The organism is Arthrobacter sp. NA-172, assembly GCF_043952055.1.
Taxonomy (GTDB): Bacteria; Actinomycetota; Actinomycetes; order Actinomycetales; family Micrococcaceae; genus Arthrobacter.
In genome coordinates, this window is the sequence record NZ_JBINOT010000001.1 from 1237495 (window position 1) to 1254183 (window position 16689).

Genomic DNA, 16689 nt, shown 5'->3' on the forward strand with positions numbered 1-16689 from the left:
GACCTTCGCCCCCGGGGGTTCAGCGGGGTCCCGAACGTCAATGAACCTCGGGTTACGCGCCGCTATCTGGCGCGGTTGCGGGCGTCAGTTTCGAACGAAAACTTGTGACCAAATGGCGTCCGTATTCCCGCGCGCGGGCCACCGGGCGCAGACCTGCAACCCGCCACAACGATCAACTACACGGCAGTCTCCACCGAGGACATGAACGTGCTCAGCGGGGCCGGATCGCCGTCACCGGTACCGACTTCAATGCCGCTCCAGCCTGCCAAGATCCGGCTCACGAACCACGAAGAGCCACCTTAGGTCCGGCATGCACCCTCCCTTGTTCGGCCGGCCCTGAATCTCCTTCTGTCCGGCTTTATCCAGAAGAACGCCTAAAGTCGTCCCCTCGCACGGAATTCTTGATGACGCGTCTTCAACGTTCCTATCTGGGGCTACGCTACCCCACAGACAAGGGGCTGCAGATAAATGGGACTCCGCCTATTACGAGTGGAAAAAATCGGGCCCCGGCCGCAAGGATCCCAAACAGCGCTACATCGTGGAGCCGCAGGATGAGCTGATCACCTTTGCCGGCCTGTTTGCGCCGTGGCGTGACGAAAGCATCGCGGACAAGTCGGCGCCGGGTGCTTGGCGGCTGTCCTGCTCGATCCTGACTATGGATTCCCCTCCGGAGGGCGTCCACGAAAGACTGCACAATTTGCACGACCGGATCCCGGTGCCGATCTCCCCCGACATGATCGACGACTGGATCGACCCCAAGGAATCCCGGGGCCAGGCCCTGCTGGATGCCGTGCTTGGGGAGGCGTACGGGTTGGCCTCGTCGTGGAGGCTCAGGCCTGTGGAACTCGTGGACGACAACACCCGGCTGATGGACGTCGCGAACCCCGCCGCCTGACTCAACGCTCGTAGCGCAACTCGGCCCGCACGTCCGTATCTTTCAGCCACGTCAGCCTTGTGGCCGACCCGAAGGGGTTCGGCCACCACTGCACCAGCACCCTGCCCTCCGCCGTCCGGGTGACCATGGCCGGAACGTACTGAATGTACTTCGGCCATATGAGCTTGGCGATCACGGGCACCCTCGAGACGGTTGACAGCGGCTCGGTTTGCCGCGGCAGCGGCGCGGAAACCGAGTTCAACGGCGCGGGATACTCAGGCTGGTCAGGCATGCCCGAATACTACGTCGAGGCATGGACAATATGCAGGACACAGGAACGGCCATCCCCCGGGATCGCCAGGGAATGGCCGTCATACAGTCCACCGCGGTCTAAAGCCGGGTGTCGAACGAATCGCAGAACACGTTCTCGTTGAACGTTCCCTGAAACTCGGACTTGCCTTGGATCTTCTGGATGGTCGCCCGAATGGCCTCGCGAGTCCCTGCATGGGCGTTGATGGCGGTCTTGACCATCGGCACGTCGATCAGGTGGTTCGGCTGGTTCAGGGACACGAATACCGTGGGCACCTCCGTGACGTACCAGGGAATTTCCGCCGCCATGGGGCTGGACCACCTGATGCGGATGGCAGCCTCTTGCGCAAAGCCTTTGACGTTGGCGAAGACGAATGCGGCGTCGTACTTGTCCGCATAATCGCCGGTGGCCTCGTCGGAGATCACGCTCATGAAGTTCACTCCGCTCTCACCCGCGGCTTCACGTTGCTCTGCCGTTTTGAAGACGTAGACCTCGAAGCCAGCGCTTTCCAGTTCCTCTTTCACGGTGTCCAGGTAGGCCAGCGGATCTGCACGGGTGAAATCGGAACCGCCGGAGATGCCGTACAGCCGGATGCGCCGATGGGTTTCCGGGGTGATGGGCAGGTTGCGGGCCGTGTCCTTGACCAGGGTGACGGTCTTGTCGGCGATCTCGGCGGCGATAGCTAAGTGCGCATCGCTGCCGATCAGCCGGAGCGCTTCAATGGGCGGGACGAGGGATTCGCGCGCCTTCTGGTGCAGTCCCAGGCTTGCCTTCAGCCCAAGGATCCGGCGCAAGGCATCGTGAAGCCGCTGCTCGGTGATGACGCCGGATTTGTAACCGTCCAGCATGAACTGGAAATCCTCCGCCGGATTGCGGAAGAAAAGGAACATGTCGCAGCCGGCGGCAATGGTGGCCGGAACCAGATCCCTGCGCTTCATCGCCTGGGTCAGTCCCACCATTTGCGAGGCATCCGTGAGGATCAGGCCATTGAAAGCGAGTTCGCCACGGAGCAGATCCTGAGTAGTTCCGGGGAAAGAGTGGCGGGCAGGATGTCCGCGTCTTCCATGCCCGGGCGGAAATGCCTGAACAGTTCCGGGGCGCCGATGTGTCCCACCATGATCGATTGGACCCCGTGGCCGATCATTTCCCGGTACACATGCCCGTAGCTGGAGTTCCAGTCTGCGTACGCGAGCGTGTTGTAAGACGTGACCACATGCTGGTCCCGCTCGTCAACGCCGTCGCCCGGGAAGTGCTTGATGGCGCAGACTGTGGGCGATTCGCTGATGCCGTCGAAGTACTCTTTGGCGCGCTCCACCACAACTTCCGGGGTATTACCGAACGCCCGGGTGGAGATCACGGTATTCCGCCAGTTGTAGTGGATGTCCACGATCGGCGCGAAGGCCCAATTGCAGCCCAAGGCCGCGGTCTCCACACCGGCCACCTGACCCATTTTCCTGGCAATGGACTTATCCGGGTGGGAACCGGCCTGCAGGTGCGTCGACACAAAGGTCCCGTCGTCGCAGCTTCCGGCTCCCCCCATTTCAGGGTTGGAAGCTACCAGAAGCGGGATGCGTGTTTTGGACTGGGCATAGCGGATATGCTGCTGGACAGCCTCCGACGGACCCGGCCGGTACCGCATGCCGCCGACGTGATACTTCTCCAGCACGCCATCGAGGTATTCCGGGGAGTAATCGTTGTTGTGGTTGATGAAGAGCTGGCCGATTTTCTCCTCAAGGCTCATGCCGCTGATGGTCGAATCCACCCAGGTAACGGCGTCGTCGTCGAGATTGAACGGCGCTGCGCGGAGGTCGACGTCGAACTGCCGTGGTTGGATGCCCGCGGTACCGGCGGCGCTGTTACCCGCCGGAGCCTTGGAACCTGCGACGGCGGCAATCCCGGCCAGCGCCTGAGCGACCACCTCGCTTACCGGGGCGGCGATGTCGACGACGAACCCGGCCTCGTCGGCGTCGAGCGGTTCCAGGGTGGCCAGCTGTGAATCAAGAAGGGCAGGCGGCATGAAGTGGCCGGAACGCCCTTCTGTCCTTTCCTTAAGCACCTCTTTGCTGCCGTGCAGGTGCAGGAAGACGGTGTCCGGGGCTTTCTCGCGGATGGCATCCCGATAGCTGCGCCGGAGGGCGGAACAGGCGAGAACCAGCCCGCCGTCTCCGGCGTTGGCCAGTTCGGTACCAACGGTCGCCAGCCACGGCCAGCGGTCTTCATCAGTCAGTGGGGTTCCGGCGGCCATTTTGGCGACGTTTTCCACCGGGTGGAGCGAATCGCCGTCGAGGAACGGAACTCCCAGCGCCCGGGCGACGAGATCCCCGATGGTGGTCTTTCCGCAACCCGAAACGCCCATCACCACAATGCGGCGCGGCGAGCCGGCGGCCGTGTTCGGACCGCCGGTCACGGCCGCGTTCCTACCAGTCATGAACGGTGCCGTCCACCAGGCGGTTGTACGGCAGATAGGCCTGCTGGTACGGGAAGGAGTTCGCGGCTTCTTCGTTGAACTCGACGCCCAGGCCTGGATTGTCGCCCGGGTGCAGGTAACCGTCGGTGAAGGTCATGGACTGCTGGAAGACCTCGTTGGTCTTGTCCGAGTGCTGCATGTACTCCTGGATGCCGTAGTTGTGGATCGCCAGGCCTACGTGCAGCTGGGCGGCGAAACCGACGGGGGAAATGTCGGTGGGGCCGTGGAAGCCGGACTTGATCTGGTACTGGGCGGCGAAGTCCATGACCTTTTTCAACGGGGAGATGCCGCCGAAGTGGGTGGACGCGGCCCGGACGTAGTCGATCAGCTGTTCCTTGATGAGGGTCTGGAAGTCATAGACCGTGTTGAAGATTTCACCGATGGCCAGCGGCGTGGTGGTGTGCTGGCGCACCAAGCGGAGCCCTTCCTGGTTTTCGGCCGGGGTGCAGTCCTCGAGCCAGAACAGGTCGTACGGTTCCAGGGCCTTGCCGAGCTTCGCGGCCTGGATGGGCGTCATGCGGTGGTGACCGTCGTGCAGCAATGGGATTTCCGGGCCGAATTCATTGCGCACCGCTTCAAACACGGTGGGCAGGTGCCGCAGGTAGGCCCGGGTGTCCCAGTCCTCTTCCTGCGGGAACGCGCCGCGGCCGGCGGGCTCATAGTCGTAGCGCTCGCCCGAGGCCTGCGCCTGGGCAGCCACCCCATACACGGCCTTGATGCCGGGGATGGCAGTCTGGATACGGATCGATTTGTACCCGAGCTCCAGGTGTTCGCGGACGGAATCGAACAGGGACGGGATGTCCGCGCCGGAAGCATGCCCATAGGCGCGCAGGCCGTTGCGGGACGCGCCACCCAACAGTTGGTAGACCGGCAGTCCGGCCACCTTTCCCTTGATATCCCAAAGGGCCATGTCGACGGCGGCAATGGCGGCCATGGTGACCGGGCCGCGGCGCCAGTACGAGCTGCGGTAAAGGAACTGCCAGGTGTCCTCGATGCGGTGGGGGTCCTTGCCGATCAGCAGCTGTGCGACGTGTTCCTTCAGGTACGCGGCGACGGCGAGTTCACGCCCGTTGAGCGTTGCGTCGCCGATGCCGGTGACGCCGTCTTCGGTGGTGATCCTCAAGGTCACGAAGTTGCGGGTCGGGCTGGTCACAAAGACCTCCGCGGCAATGATTTTCACAGCTTGGTCCTTTCAAGGTTGCTGATCGAGGTCTGACGTTGCCCGGATGCGACGGGCATCACTAGGCGGTTATGAATGAGTTTAGGGTGGATGACAATTGTTGGCAACCGGTTGCACTCCTATTTCGCGGAAATCCTTCCCGGGGTAGCGCCTTCCCCGACGAGCAGTTCCGCGGCAGCTTGGGCCCCACCCGTCATGCCGGACGCTTCCGCACCGGATACTTCAAGTGCGCGGCGGGCCTTGATTTCGCCAGGATCTGGGCATGGAACTCGTCGGTCAGCTTGTACTTGGCCATGACGACGATTGCGAGGATGGTCATGATGGCAGGCAAGGCGCCTGTGGCGAACTGGATCGCCTGCAGGGATTCTGCACTGTGGGTGGCGCCGGACTTGTAGCCGCCGGCGGCGAGGGCATATGCGGCAAGTGCGCCACCCACCGCCTGGCCGGTCTTGCGGGTGAAGGAAAACAACGCATACGTGATGCCTTCTGTCCTGACTCCGGTCTTCCACTCGCCGTATTCCACCGTGTCCGATTCCAAGGCCCACACCACGATGTTGACGGCCATGACGCCAAGCATGCTCACGAGCAGACCCGAGAATCCGATCCAGACCATGCTGGCCGGGGAGAAGAAGACGATCCCGCCGCCGATGACGGTCAGGACTCCCGCAGCCACATAGATAGCTTTTTTGCCGAGGTTCCGGACCAGCTTGGGCATGAGCGGCGCGAGGATAAAGGTCATCACCAACTGGGCAATCGAGAGCACCGCGTATAGATCCAGCCTGCCCAGGACGTCGCGCATGTAGTAGAGCTGCACCGAAGACAAGGCCATGTACCCCGTCAGGAAAAAGAACGAGCTCAGGCAGAGCATGAGGAGCGGACGGTTGGTCTTCAGCGTCGCCATGCTCTGCTTGAAGGAGACCTTCGGTACCGAACGGTGGACGCGTTCCTTGGCGGTCATGACCGTGAAGAAGTACAGGGCGGCGCCAATCACCACGAAGACCAAGGTGATGGTGGTGAATGTGGCTTGCAGGTTGGCGCCGGGCTTGACCAGCGGAGCAACGAAAATGCCTAGGCCGGAGGCCACCAAGAGTCCCCCGACCATGCGTGCCGAGCCGAGCTTGGCACGCTCGCCGGCGTTCTGGGTCATGGCACCCGCCAGTGAACCGTACGGGATATTTACCAACGAGTAAGCCAGCCCCAGGGCAGCGTACGTCACGTAGGCATAGAGCAGCATCCCCGATTCGCCGATCTGCGGCACGGAGAAGGCCGCGACACTCAGGAGCAGCAACGGAATGGAGCCGAACATGATGAACGGGCGGAACTTTCCGAAACGCCTGCTGAAGGCGCGGTCAACCCATCGTCCGGCAAAGACGTCGGAGAAGGCATCGAAGATCCTGACAGTGAGGAGCAAGGTTCCAGCGGCAGCTGCCGAGATCCCTGCCACGTCGGTGTAGTAGACCAGCAGGAACATGGTGGCGGTGGTGAAGGCCAGGTTGTTGGCGGCGTCGCCCGCTCCATAGCCTAAAATGCTGAGTTTGCTGAGCTTGTTCATTGCGGGCTCCTTTACCCTTGCCGGTACAGCGTGTACCCGCGTGCGAATGACGAAACGTCCTTTGTTGAAGCTTTATTGTTGAAGCTTTATGTAATTCTAATCACTCTGGCAACCGCTCGGCAAGCGGTTGCCAAATGTTTCCATAGAATTTTCGACCGCGGCCGTTGACGCTCCGACGCTCGCTCACAAATCCGGGCCTCAACGACGGCGCCCGTTGCCTTCACGTGGAAGGCAACGGGCGCCGTCGGACGTGCCGCGCTGATTAGCCGGGGTTGCCGGCGGCGGCGAAGGCGCCGGACAAGCCCTCAATGAGGTCAACGATCCCCGCGTCGGCGGCCAGTTCCGGATTCCAGGATGCCCAGCAAGGCCTCGAGCCTGGTACGGCCCCGAAGCAGGTTCGCGGCGCTGATGTCTTCGGTCCGGGGGTCTTGCAGACCGGTGGCCGTTGCGGTGTACGCGGACCAGGCCGCGATCATCCGGGCGGCGGCTTTGCCGCTCCGGCCGGCGGCGCGCTCGGCGCGGAGCACCGGCACGGCACGCATGCGCAGCTTCGTGCTGCCGTCCATGGCTATCTGCGCCAGGTGGTGGGCAATCCGGGAGTTGCCGAAGCGCTCCAAGAGGTCGGCCCGGTACTCGGGGATGCGCAACTCGACACCGTGCAGGTTGGCGGCAGCCTCGTCCCAGAAGTCTTCGACCGCCCGGCGGCAATCATCGTCAGCCAGGGCTTCGGCCACCGTCTTGTGGCCGCGCAGCTGACCGGCATAGGCGAGGAGCGAGTGGGCGCCGTTCAGGAGCCACAGTTTGCGGTTCTCGTATGGTTCGATCTCGTCCACGAAGACGGCACCGGCATCTTCCCAGTGGGGTCGTCCCGCGGGGAAGTCGCCGCTGAGGACCCAGCTGCGGAAAGGCTCGGTGACCACCGGAGATTCGTCTCGGTAACCGCATGCGGCCGCGACGGCGTCGATATCGGCATCCGTGGTTCGCGGGGTGATCCGGTCAACGGAAGTACTGACAAAACTGACGTTGGCGTCGATCCAGGCGGCGAGCCCGGCGTCGAACGCCTTGGCCATCCCCATCACGGCGCTTCTGGCAACGGTCCCGTTGTTGGAGAGGTTGTCGCAGCAAACCACGGCAAGTGGGCCGGCGTCGGCGTTACGGCGGGCGGCGAGGCCCAGCACCAGGCGGCCAAGCGGCGTCGTCGGCTTGCTGGACGCAGAGTCACCAGCGTCGGCAAGCAAGGCGAGGTCCGCCGCGACGTCGGGCGCTCGGCTGTCCAATTTGCCGTTGACGCCCAGCCGGTACGCTGCCTCGGTGATGGTAAGGGTGACCACCGAGGTCAGCGGGGCCGCGACGAGGCCGACGAAACGGTCAACGTCGGCGCCATCGACGGCCTCGACAATGCTGCCGATGACCTCGAACGAGTCACCCGCATCCGACCGCTCCACCAAGGTGTACAAACCGTCCTGGGCAGCCAGGACGTCTGCTGCGTCCGGGCGGCGGCCGGTGAAGGAGGCGATGCCCCACTCCTCCGCGTCACCGGCGTGCTGGGTGTACCAGGCCTGGTGGGAACGGTGGAAGGCCCCGAGTCCCATGTGGACGATGCGCACAGGAGCGCTGACGGAAGGCCTGACCGCACGGCTCAAACGTGGAAGATCCGTGGACTGCTTGGATTCGGCGGTCACAGTTTGAAAACCCTTCGCGGGGATGAATCGACGACCTCAACAATGAGTTCATGGGCGCGGTCTTCGGTGACGCGGTGCTCGGCGACGAGGCGGGCCAGGAACGAGGATTCGATCCTGCGGGAGGCGTCGTGGCGGGCAGGGATGGAGCAGAACGCGCGGGTGTCGTCGATGAACCCTGAGGACCGGGAGAAACCCGTGGTTTCCGTGACGGCAGAACGGAAGCGCAGCATCGCATCCGGGGCGTCGAGGAACCACCAGGGTGCCCCAAGGTACACGGACGGGTAGAACCCAGCCAGCGGGGCCAGCTCGCGGGAAAACACGGTCTCGTCCAGGGTGAAGAGCACCAAGTGGAAGTCTTTTGCGGTTCCAAAGTCCTGGAGCAACGGCCGGATCGCCTCGGTGTAGTTGACCGCGAACGGGATGTCGTGCCCGGTGTCCGCGCCGAATGCGTCGAAGGTGGGCTGGTGGTGGTTGCGGAACGATCCGGGATGGATGGTCATGACCAGGCCATCTTCAACGGACATCCGCGCCATCTGGTAGATCATGTGCGCTTCGAAGGTGTTGCGGTCTGCGGCCGTCGCCTTGCCGGCCCGGGCCAGTTCGAAGATTCGCTCCGCCTCGACGGCGTCGAGCTTGAGCGTTGCCGGGGTGGGGACTCCGTGGTCCGCGGAGACCGCGCCATGGTCCACGAAATAACGACGGCGGTTCTCCAGCGCCGTGATGTAGCCCGCATAGCCAGTGGCGCCGTCGCCGGCAGTTTCGATCAGCCGCTCAACGTTGGAACCCCAGGCCGGGTGCGCAATGTTCAAGTAGGCATCCGGACGGAAGGTCGGCAGCACGCGGCCATTGAAGGTGGGGTCCTCGGCGATCGCGCGGTGGCTGTCGAGGCTGTCCAGGGGATCGTCCGTGGTGGCCAGAACCTCGATGTTAAAGTCCTTGAAGAGCTGGCGGGGGCGGAAACCGGGTTCGAGGAGTTTGGTGGCGATGGCGTCGTAGCTTGCATCGGCGGACATCTCGCCAAGATCGGCACCGAGCTTGAACACGCTCTCAAACTGGGTCCGCAGCCAGTACCCGGACGCCGTGCCTTCAAAGAGAGGCCAGGCATCCACGAAGGTTCGCCAGACGTCCCTCGATTCGGAGGCCGAGGATCCTGCCGCGTGCAGCCTGTCCATCGACACTCCGTTGGCGTGGATCAGGCGGGTGACGTAGTGGTCCGGGCTGACCAGGAGCGCGGCCGGATCGGGAAACGCAGTGTTGTGCTCGATGACGGCGGCGTCAACGTGGCCGTGCGGGGAAATGATGGGCAGGTCCTGGACGCGCTCAAGCAAAGATCGCGCAATGCTGCGCGTCCCTGGATCCGCGGGCAGGAGTCGGTCAGGGTTGGCTGCGATCGACTGTGACATAGATCAATTTTCGACCCATCGGAACATTTCTGTCAACCGGTTGCCATCAATTGCCACCCCGTTGCAACCATGACCGCGTGCGGGAGGACTTAGGCCATCAGCCTTCCGCTGGAGCCTCGAACCACGAGCTCCGTATCCACCCGTACCGCTCCCACAGGGCCGTCATGGCCAAGCAACATGTCCAGCAAGAGGGTGGCCGCACGGGACCCGCACTCCCCCAACGGCGATCTGACGGTGGTGAGCGGTGGCGTCGTGAAGTCTGCTCCGAAGATATCGTCAAAGCCGACAATGCTGATTTGGTCGGGAACGCGCATGCCGGCGGCCTGCAATTCCTGCATGAGACCAATCGCGAGCAGATCGTTGTAAGTGATCACTGCCGTAGTGCCGCTCGCGAGGACGTCGCGCGCTACTTGGCGGCCGCCGTCGACCGTTGGCATGGAAGATTCCAAGCGGACGGCCTGCAGTTTGTACCATTCGCAGGCCGCTTGGACACCCTCCCAGCGGCGGCGGGACATCCAGGACTGCGGCGGGCCGGCCACGTAGGCGAGCTGCTTGTGTCCGTTGGCCGCGAGGCTCCGCACGGCCTGGCTGATGCCCTTGTTGACATCGGGAACGACGCACGGGACACCGTCGATTTCGCGGTTGATGACCGCCACCGGCTTGTCCGATGCCAGGTCACGGATCTTTTCATCGTCCATGCGCGGGCTTGCCAGGATGAGGCCGTCAACCGTGCTCAACATCCGGCGGGCCGCTTTGAGCTCGGTTTCCGGGGATTCCGCGGACTCTGCCAACACCATGGTGTAATCCCGGGCGGAACCGGTGGTCTCGGCTCCGCGGATGATGTCAAAGAACGTCGGATTGGTGATATCGGCGACGATGAGCCCAATTGTCTGGGTCCGGCCGGTGGGTAGCGCCCGGGCGAAGGGGTTCACCTGGTAGTTGAGCTGCTCTGCGGCATCCTCAATGATCTTCTGGGTCTTGGCACTGACCCTGCCCGGTTTGCTCAGCGCGCGTGACACCGTGGACGGATTGACTCCCGCAAGCTTCGCGATGTCGTAGATGGTGGGTGAGGATTTCTCCCCGCGCCCGCGTTTGCTGGGGAGGGTTACTGCTCCGGCGTTCGTCGCTTCAGTCACGGCTCCATCGTAATCCGGCCTGGCAACAAAAGGAGGACGGTTGCCACACCGGCTGGCTGGCGACCGTCCTCCTCTACCGTCCTCCTTCGGAGAACAGACTAGGAGCGCTCGGCGAACTTGCCCTCTTCGCTGATCCGCTTGTTGAGCTCCCGCATGTATTCCTCTTCGTCGAAGTCGAGCGGGACTTCCCGGCCGGTCCAGCTGGACAGGTGGATGGCATTGGCCAAACGGACGCCCTTGATGCCGTCCGAACCCGGGGCCAGCAACGGAGTGCCGTCCAGGATGTTAGCTGCGAAGTTTTCCAGGACTCCAGCGTGCTGCCCGCCCCACACGGACTCAAACTCGATGACCTCGGTGGTGTAGTAGTCCTCGGACTTCAATTCGCCCATGAAGAGCTTGCGGACATCCTCCATGTCCATGCCGTCGCTGAGTTCGCGCTCGGGCTTGATCAGGCGCGTCACGGTGGCGACCTTGCTGTTTTCCACCACGATCTTGCCTTGGTCGCCCAGAATCTCGAAACGGTCGGTTCCCACGAGGTCGTGCGTCGCCGTGACGAACACGCCGGTGGCGCCGTCGCCGTAGTCCACGACGGCGGTGACCTCGTCTTCCACGGCGATGTCACGGCGGAAACCGTATGCCACCTTGGAGTAGACGGACTTCGGCACACCGCAGATCCACTGCCAGAGGTCTAGCTGGTGCGGGGCCTGCGTTGACCAGGACACCGCCGCCTTCGCCGCCCCACGTCGCGCGCCATTCGCTGGAGTTGTAGTAGCCCTGTGGGCGCCACCAGTTGGTGATGATCCAGTTGGTGCGGCGGATTCTGCCGATCTCGCCGTTGTCGACGATCTCCTTGAGTTTCTTGTAGAGCGGGTTGTTGCGCTGGTTGAACATGATGCCGAAGGAAAGCTCAGGTTTGGAAGCAGCGAACTCGTTCAGTTCTTTGACCTGTTTGGTGTAGACGCCGGCCGGCTTCTCCACGAGCGCGTGGATGTTGCGCTTGAGCGCTTCGATGCCCATTTCCGGGTGCAGGTAGTGAGGCACGCACGTGACGATCGCATCGACGTCGCCGCTTTCGATCATGGCGATGTAGTCGTCGTAGAACGGCGCATCAGGATACTGGGTGGCGGCCAGTTCCTTCTTGGCGGGGTCGATATCGCAGATGGCGCCAATCACCATGTTCGGGACCAGGCCGTCCGTGATGAACTTGGCGTACGAGCCGCCCTGTTGGCCCAGGCCGATGATGCCGAGGCGTACTTTCGTGCTCATGAATGAATCTCCGTCTTCGGTTGGGGTGAAGTCTTATGGATCCGGGAAGGCGAACCTAGAAGAGGTCGGCGTGGCCCATTGCCACCAGGTTGTCGTATGACGTCTGCAGGGCTTCCCAGACCGTGCGTCCGTAAAGCTCGTCCTGCTCCACGAGCAGGTACTCAGCGCCGGCGGCCTGGGCGGCGGGAATGATGGACGGGAAGTCGAGGTTGCCCTCGCCCACTTCGGCAAATTGGACCACGTTCTTGAACTCGGCCATGAAGCCCATGACGTCCCCCGTTTCCAGGAGTCCGAAGGCCGGCTCCGGAAGTTCCCCAATCCGGTAGTCCTTCAGGTGCACCATCGCAGTGCGCCCGGCGTACTTGGCGAGGGTCCGGACAGGGTCCAGGCCGCCGCGCTGTACCCAGTGGACGTCGATCTCCATGCCCATCGCCGGAGAGTTTTCGGCAATGATGTCCAGCACGTACTTGCCGCCGAACTTCGCGAACTCGATGTGGTGGTTGTGGTAGTAAAGTCCGAGGCCCTGTTCCTGGAGCCTTTCGGCGTACTCATTGGCCTGCTTCGCGAATTCCACCACCGCGTCTATCGACTTCATGGCCGGGAACGGCATCATGCCGATCCGCAGGAGGTGTGCATCCAGGCGCTTCGCATCGTCAACGATCTTCTCGAAATGGTCCTTGAGCGAATCACCCGGCACGCCTTTGGGTGTCTCCGTCGCGACGGACAGTGCTGCGATGTCCATGCCCAGTTCATCGCGGGAACGGTCCAGCTCGGCAACGTTCTCCGGCGTCATCGGAATCTGGGAGATCTCGACGGCGTTGTACCCGATCGCGCTTACCTTGCGAAGCGTTTCAAACGCTCCGAGTTCGGCGAAACTGCCTTTCAGCATCATCGCTTGTACGCCAATTTTGGCCAATTTGTCCTCCGTGTGTTCTGGGCCCTCACGGGTCATTTGCCGGGCCTCATGGACCACCGCGACGTCCTCGGCACAGATGTGTCGCACGCCACCTGATTTCCCCGGTATGTGATTCAGAATACGGCCTTAGTCAGAACTTGGCAACCGGTTGTCAAGAATTGCTTTAGCCCACCAGCCCGGGAACATCCGGGTAGCTCTGGGCGTAGATGTCCTTGACGATCCTGAGTGACTTCTCGGCTTCAGCAGGGCTGATCCAGAACGGCGCAGGGTCTCCGAGTTTTGCGTAAAAGTCTTTGATGAGGAGCTCGTGCGATACGCCCCAGTACGCCCGGCCTCCGGACTCCACGACCCGTTCCGGGATGGTCTCCACGGTGCCGTCGGCGTAGCTGACAGTGAGGTCGCCGCGAAGGCTGAGCGTGGCCTTTTCGGTCACGATGTCCAGCGTCACGGGGGCATTCGTGGCGTTTGCCAAGGTGGCGTAGAAGACGCTTTGGGCGCCGTTCGCGTGCCCGGCGATGAACTCCGCGGTGTCCTCAACTTCGATCACGCCACCCAGTGCGCGGGTGGAAGCGCGGCCTTCCACTTTTTTCACATCGCCCACCAACCACTGGAGCAGATCGACGGTGTGGATTGCCTGATTCATCATCAGACCGCCTCCGCCTTCTGCCCAGGTCCCGCGCCACGGACGGTCTTGGTAGTACTCCGCCGTCCGGTGCCACATCACGGTTGCCGAGGCGCCCAGAACCTGACCCAGGCCGCCGTCGTCGAGCAGGCGCCGCATCGCCTGCGCCGTCGCGTTGTAGCGATTCTGGAAACAGACTGCAATTTTCGCCGTGCTCCGTTGAGCCGCCTCGACCACCCGACGCCCTTCTTCGAGAGTGTGGGCCAGAGGCTTCTCGACAATCACGCTGATGCCACGATCAAGGCAGTCCACAGCCACCGAAGCATGCTGGTGATGAGGAGTACAGATGTGTACGACGTCGGGCCTCACCGCCTCAAGCATCTCCAGGCGGTCAGCGTACCCGGCGACGTTGAAGGCGTTGGCTGCGGCCTTCAGTCGACCGGGATCGGTATCGCAGACTGCAACGAGTTCAACGTTATCCATCTTGGCCAGCGCCCCGAAGTGCACGCTCGATACATCACCGCAACCGATGACTGCTGCTGTAAACATTCTTGCTCCCTCGGAAGATGTTTTTCTTTGAACCTACAGGCCCTCAGGCGAGGGCAACACCGTTCGTGGCTGCGAGCGCCGCAAAGGCTCGCGCCGCATTGCCGAAGGTGACCGGCCCGGAAAAACCGCCCAGCTCGTGGGCGCTGGCGAGGTGCGGTTCCAGCGAGGCAAAGCCGGAAAAACCGTCGGCCTTGAGCGCGGCAATGGTGGCGTCCAGTTCGCCGTCGCCTTCACCTGAGGGCACCACTTCACCCGTGCCGGCGATTGCATCCTTGACCTGGAAGTACTCGAGATAAGGGCGCAACATGGCATAGCCCTCCGTGTAGGGCTTGACGCCCACCTGCACAAAGTTGGCGCTATCCCAGGCGATGCGGAGCGCCGGCGAATCGACGGTTTCCATGATGTCCAGGACGCGTTCCGGAGTGTCGCCGTAGATGCCCTTTTCGTTTTCGTGCAGAAGCACGACGCCGGACGCGGCGGCTTCCTGGGCGAGCGCGGTCATGCGCTCCATGACTGAGTCGCGGATGTCCTCCTGGCTCTGGCCCTCAGCTCGGTAAAAGGAGAAGATACGGATGTATCTTGTCTCCAGGCCCTTGGCTACCGAAATAATCTGCCGCAGCCGGGCGAGCTCATGGTCTACGGGCAGGCTGACATCCACCTTGCCAATGGGGCTTGCGACCGCGGAAACCTTCAAGCCTTTTTCGTCCAGGATGGCCTTGAGCCGCCCGACCGCTTCCGGCTCAAGCTCGGAAACATTGGTGCCCCACGCGCTGCGCACCTCGATATGGCTGGCTCCAAGGGCCAGCAGAACGGCCGCCTGGACCGCCGGATCGGGATCTATTTCGTCGCCGAAACCGGACAGGCTCCACACGACTTTGGTTTCAGACACGGAAATCTCCTTTGGATCCGGCGGTCGCATGGCGATGGCGCGGAAATGTAGTTCACAGGCGTGCGGTATTCCCAAAAGTCTAACCATTCCTGCAACCGATTGCCATAATATTGGCAACACATGTTTGGAGCATCGACGGGTGACCCAAAGGTGAACCGGGCCCGCCCGCCCACGGGAGAGCCGCCGTCGGACTGGCGTTTCTAGGTTTGGGCGGTGATGGGAGCAGCTATGTCCTCCAATGTCCGTCCTGCGGCCTCAACACCGAACACAATCTCGACGACTCCCGCGGCAACCATCAGCACCGCGCCGATGACATAGCCGAAGGCGACTGCTTGGATTCCTTGTTCAACGAACTGACCGAACAGGATGGGGCCGATAATGCCGCCGAGTCCAGTGCCAACTGCGTAGAAAAACGCGATGGCCATGGCCCTGGTCTCCATCGGGAAGATTTCACTCACGGTCAGATAGGCGGAACTTGCGCCCGCGGAAGCGAAGAAGAAGATCACCATCCAGCAAGCGGTGAGCCAGAAGGCGTCCAGCGCCCCGCTGGAGAACAGGAATGCCGTGCCGGCCAGCAGGACACCGGACGCAATGTAGGTACCGGAGATCATGGTGCGGCGGCCGACGCTGTCGAAGAAACGGCCCAGGATCAGCGGGCCAAGGAAATTCCCGACGGCGATCGGAACCAGGGACCATGGGGCGACGTCTCCCGGGACATTCAAAAGTTTTGTCAACACCAGCGCGTAGGTGAAGAACACCGCGTTGTAGAGAAACGCCTGGCCAATGAACAGCGACAGGCCCAGGACAACCCGCTTCGGGTAGCGCTGAACCGCCGTCTTGATGATGACACCGAAACCGATCGACTTGCGCTGACGGACCTTGAGTGTTTCGTGAACGGTGGACAGCTTCTCCCCCGTGGACTCTTCCACCTGGTCCTCGATGGTACGAACCAATTGATCCGCCTCTTTGTCGCGGCCGTGGATGAACATCCACCGCGGCGATTCAGGCACGTTGCGCCGCACGAGCAAGATCAGCAAACCGAGAAAAGCGCCCAGGCCGAACGCGAGGCGCCAGCCGATGCCCGGAGCGAAGAAACTCGGGTTGAGCAGCAGCACCGACACCGAAGCGCCGAATGCCGTCCCGAGCCAGTAAGAGCCGTTGATGGCCAAATCCACAAGGCCACGGCGCGCCGCCGGGATGAGCTCGTCGATTGCGGAGTTGATCGCCGCATATTCCCCGCCGATGCCCGCACCCGTGAAGAAGCGGCAAACGAAGAACCACAGTGGATTGAGGGAGAACGCGGTGGCTACTGTGGCAACCAGATAGAGCCCGAGGGTCAGCAGGAAGAGTTTCTTCCGCCCGAACCTGTCAGTGAGATGGCCGAACCCAAGGGCCCCGACGCACGCGCCGGACACATAAATCGCGGCAGCCAAGCCGATGTCCGCGGTAGACATGCCGAGGCCGCCCTTCGGCTGTGTGAGGCTGTCGCCGATAGCTCCGACGATCGTCACCTCCAGGCCGTCGAGGATCCAGACTGTTCCCAAGCCGACAACGATCATCCAATGCCAGCGAGACCAAGGGAGGCGATCCAAGCGGCCCGGGATGTTGGTTTCGATGATGTCGCTCGTTGCACCTCGCGTTGCTGGCATGCCCTCTCCTCGTTGAGCAGTAGATCAGTTGAGCAGTAGATCATCAGTATGCTTCTCATTTTGGCGTGAAGGAAGCATTTACCCTGCTCAGAAGCCCGCTGGGCGCGAATCCTGAACCCCCCGGGGCCTTGCATCCCTCAACAAATATCGACAAGATAGCCGCGGGACAATGCGCAGACCTCGCGGAACTGTCT

General features: G+C 62.5%; 12 protein-coding genes and 2 pseudogenes. 1 reads left to right on the top strand and 13 read right to left on the bottom strand.

Translation table 11 applies throughout. From position 1 onward, the window contains the following. Positions 1-397: 397 nt before the first annotated feature. Positions 398-895, top strand: coding sequence for an SOS response-associated peptidase family protein (locus ACF0H6_RS06180; protein ID WP_395249895.1), 498 nt, complete (start codon positions 398-400; stop codon positions 893-895). A gap of 1 nt (position 896) precedes the next feature. Here ACF0H6_RS06180 and ACF0H6_RS06185 read toward each other — a convergent pair whose 3' ends face one another. From ACF0H6_RS06185 to ACF0H6_RS06245, 13 genes and pseudogenes are all read right to left on the bottom strand, one after another. After that, positions 897-1166 carry a hypothetical protein gene (locus ACF0H6_RS06185; protein WP_395248866.1) on the bottom strand — a complete coding sequence of 90 codons (270 nt, stop codon included), beginning with the start codon at positions 1164-1166 and terminating at the stop codon, positions 897-899. A 98-nt stretch (positions 1167-1264) separates the two neighbouring features. Next, positions 1265-3612, bottom strand: a pseudogene (locus tag ACF0H6_RS06190) (gluconokinase, GntK/IdnK-type). Next, the gene (manD, locus tag ACF0H6_RS06195) at positions 3602-4831 is read right to left on the bottom strand and encodes a D-mannonate dehydratase ManD (RefSeq protein ID WP_395248867.1); all 1230 of its coding nucleotides are present in this window, start codon (positions 4829-4831) and stop codon (positions 3602-3604) included. The pseudogene ACF0H6_RS06190 and the gene manD overlap by 11 nt, the downstream one beginning before the upstream one ends. A 193-nt stretch (positions 4832-5024) precedes the next feature. Continuing rightward, positions 5025-6383, bottom strand: coding sequence for a glucuronide transporter (gene uidB / locus ACF0H6_RS06200; protein WP_395248868.1), 1359 nt, complete (start codon positions 6381-6383; stop codon positions 5025-5027). A 262-nt stretch (positions 6384-6645) separates the two neighbouring features. Then, a pseudogene (locus tag ACF0H6_RS06205) lies at positions 6646-7975 on the bottom strand (mannitol dehydrogenase family protein). 86 nt (positions 7976-8061) lie between these two features. Continuing rightward, positions 8062-9468, bottom strand: a complete 1407-nt coding sequence (gene uxaC, locus ACF0H6_RS06210; protein WP_395248869.1) for a glucuronate isomerase — start codon at positions 9466-9468, stop codon at positions 8062-8064. Positions 9469-9557: 89 nt separating this feature from the next. Continuing rightward, positions 9558-10604 (bottom strand): LacI family DNA-binding transcriptional regulator, encoded by a 1047-nt coding sequence (locus ACF0H6_RS06215; protein WP_395248870.1) that lies wholly within the window; start codon positions 10602-10604, stop codon positions 9558-9560. Between the two features lie 98 nt (positions 10605-10702). Continuing rightward, positions 10703-11269: a Gfo/Idh/MocA family oxidoreductase gene (locus tag ACF0H6_RS06220; RefSeq protein WP_395248871.1), complete on the bottom strand. Its 567-nt coding sequence runs from the start codon at positions 11267-11269 to the stop codon at positions 10703-10705. Next, positions 11223-11870, bottom strand: a complete 648-nt coding sequence (locus ACF0H6_RS06225; protein ID WP_395248872.1) for a Gfo/Idh/MocA family protein — start codon at positions 11868-11870, stop codon at positions 11223-11225. Before ACF0H6_RS06225 ends, ACF0H6_RS06220 begins: the two co-directional genes overlap by 47 nt. A 55-nt stretch (positions 11871-11925) precedes the next feature. Continuing rightward, positions 11926-12873, bottom strand: a complete 948-nt coding sequence (locus ACF0H6_RS06230; protein WP_395248873.1) for a sugar phosphate isomerase/epimerase family protein — start codon at positions 12871-12873, stop codon at positions 11926-11928. 76 nt (positions 12874-12949) lie between these two features. Further along, a complete protein-coding gene (locus tag ACF0H6_RS06235; protein WP_395248874.1) occupies positions 12950-13957 on the bottom strand; it encodes a Gfo/Idh/MocA family protein in 1008 nt (335 codons plus the stop codon). A gap of 43 nt (positions 13958-14000) precedes the next feature. Next, positions 14001-14876, bottom strand: a complete 876-nt coding sequence (locus tag ACF0H6_RS06240; RefSeq protein ID WP_395248875.1) for a sugar phosphate isomerase/epimerase family protein — start codon at positions 14874-14876, stop codon at positions 14001-14003. Positions 14877-15046: 170 nt separating this feature from the next. After that, the gene (locus ACF0H6_RS06245) at positions 15047-16495 is read right to left on the bottom strand and encodes an MFS transporter (RefSeq protein WP_395248876.1); all 1449 of its coding nucleotides are present in this window, start codon (positions 16493-16495) and stop codon (positions 15047-15049) included. Positions 16496-16689: the final 194 nt, after the last annotated feature.

Excerpts from the sequence above, each read along its gene's own strand:
- ACF0H6_RS06225 (WP_395248872.1), bottom strand. The coding sequence starts at position 11,870 with ATGAGCACGAAAGTACGCCTCGGCATCATCGGCCTGGGCCAACAGGGC.
- ACF0H6_RS06245 (WP_395248876.1), bottom strand. The coding sequence starts at position 16,495 with ATGCCAGCAACGCGAGGTGCAACGAGCGACATCATCGAAACCAACATC.
- uxaC (WP_395248869.1), bottom strand. The coding sequence starts at position 9,468 with ATGTCACAGTCGATCGCAGCCAACCCTGACCGACTCCTGCCCGCGGAT.
- ACF0H6_RS06240 (WP_395248875.1), bottom strand. The coding sequence starts at position 14,876 with ATGCGACCGCCGGATCCAAAGGAGATTTCCGTGTCTGAAACCAAAGTC.
- ACF0H6_RS06235 (WP_395248874.1), bottom strand. The coding sequence starts at position 13,957 with ATGTTTACAGCAGCAGTCATCGGTTGCGGTGATGTATCGAGCGTGCAC.
- uidB (WP_395248868.1), bottom strand. The coding sequence starts at position 6,383 with ATGAACAAGCTCAGCAAACTCAGCATTTTAGGCTATGGAGCGGGCGAC.
- ACF0H6_RS06185 (WP_395248866.1), bottom strand. The coding sequence starts at position 1,166 with ATGCCTGACCAGCCTGAGTATCCCGCGCCGTTGAACTCGGTTTCCGCG.